The sequence below is a fragment of the uncultured Fibrobacter sp. genome, from assembly GCF_937877005.1.
GTDB lineage: Bacteria > Fibrobacterota > Fibrobacteria > Fibrobacterales > Fibrobacteraceae > Fibrobacter.
This window is the reverse complement of the sequence record NZ_CALEFV010000056.1, coordinates 1-1,125: the sequence shown is the minus strand read 5'-3', so window position 1 is coordinate 1,125 and position 1,125 is coordinate 1. Positions and strand designations below refer to the sequence as shown.

Genomic DNA, 1,125 nt, shown 5'->3' with positions numbered 1-1,125 from the left:
TTCCCATAGGCCGCAGCGCACGCGGATGTGGTTTACCTCGAAGAATTCTGTAATGATTCCCTGGACAATGTTTCGGATGTTGTCGTAGTTTTCCTGGTGGGTCGCAAAGATGTAGAAGGTGTCTGCGTCTGCACGGCAGGCGATGGCGTTCATGGGGGCGAGTTCATTCTTGAGCGCGCTACCGATTTCTGCAAGCAGGCGGTCGCCAAAGTCCCTTCCGCAGAACTCGTTTACCAGGTGGAACTGTTCGATGTCAAAGACGATTGCGTCGCGGGGAATGTCCCTGCTCCACAGTTCTATCTGGCGGATGTATTCAAAGAAGTAGTCCTTGGTGTAAAGGCCGGAAATATGATCGCGTTCCGTCTGGCGGATGATGTCCCTGTCTTCGCAGAGCTCGATAATCCTTTCGCAGCGGGCGAGAACCACCTCGGGCATGTCGAAGGGTTTGGCGATAAAGTCAGCGGCGCCCAGCTTGAGGCTGCGGACTTCGGATTCCTTTTCGGAGGTCATCACGATGACCGGAATGCGCTTGAGTGTTTCGGTGGTTTCTCTTTTTTTCAGGAATTCAAACCCGTCCATCACGGGCATGAGCAGGTCCAGCAGGATAAGCGAGAATCGCTTGTCTTGCCTGGAGAGGGCTTCGAGGGCTTCCTTGGCGTTGTCGGCGTATTCGACCTCGTAGTTCACGGAAAGAATGTTGCCCAGGATTTCTCGGTTTACCACTTCGTCGTCTACGATAAGGACGTGTCTCTTGACGGTAGTGATCTGGCGTAGTTTTTTCATTGGAGAAAACTCCTTTTATCCGTGAATAAATATATGTAAAAAGAAATAAAAAGGTATCGGATTGTGCGACAAAGCATTTTTTTTAGATATCTTTAAAACAGAATTACCAGAATACGAGGTCCCCATGTTCGGTCGACATCTTCCCCTGAGCGAACAGGCTTTGCAAGTTATCGAGCAAATCGGCGAAGACATGCCGGGCGGCTTTTTCATTTACAAGGCGACTGGCAACGAGGAACTGCTGTACGCGAACAAGGCCGTGTTCAAGATTTTCGGTTGCGAAACACTTGAAGAGTTCAAGCAGCTTACGGGCTATACCTTCAAGGGGATGCTCTACCCGGACGA

1 protein-coding gene and 1 pseudogene are annotated in these 1,125 nt (G+C 50.6%); one reads left to right on the top strand and one right to left on the bottom strand.

Features of this window, described 5'->3' with window-relative positions; translation table 11 throughout:
* A partial coding sequence (locus Q0628_RS03310) for a response regulator (protein ID WP_298768155.1) occupies nt 1-783 on the bottom strand: 783 nt, incomplete at its 3' end.
* A 124-nt stretch (nt 784-907) separates the two neighbouring features.
* Between Q0628_RS03310 and Q0628_RS03305 the strand changes: the two are divergent.
* A pseudogene (locus tag Q0628_RS03305) lies at nt 908-1,125 on the top strand (hypothetical protein); the annotation flags it as partial.